This window comes from Frankia umida (assembly GCF_023242945.1).
In the GTDB taxonomy this organism is placed as follows: domain Bacteria; phylum Actinomycetota; class Actinomycetes; order Frankiales; family Frankiaceae; genus Frankia; species Frankia umida.
In genome coordinates, this window is record NZ_JALKFT010000128.1 from 1 (window position 1) to 276 (window position 276).

At 65.2% G+C, this 276-nt stretch carries 1 protein-coding gene; it reads right to left on the bottom strand.

Annotated elements, in window-relative coordinates; translation table 11 throughout:
* Positions 1-37 precede the first annotated feature (37 nt).
* A partial coding sequence (locus MXD59_RS26090; RefSeq protein WP_248827214.1) for a hypothetical protein occupies positions 38-276 on the bottom strand: 239 nt, incomplete at its 5' end.

Sequence of the window (276 nt, forward strand, 5' to 3'; positions counted from 1 at the left end):
TGCGGGAGCTGTCTTGGGGTTCACGACAGAATCGACCTCACTGCGTGTCGTCGGTGAAGATGCCGTTGGTGATGAGCCAGGCCTGCCAGTGGGCGACTCGCTCCGGATCGGGCTCGAAGTCCGGCGGCCAGCCGTCGGTGACGATCTGGCGAAGCACTTCCCGAACCCGACTGCGCCCGACCCTGGACCGGGAGTTGATCTTCCGCAGATGCGGGTCGATGACCGCGTGCATCGCCTGTGCTGTCTGGCCAAGCGTGAACTGCACGGGCCGGTAAG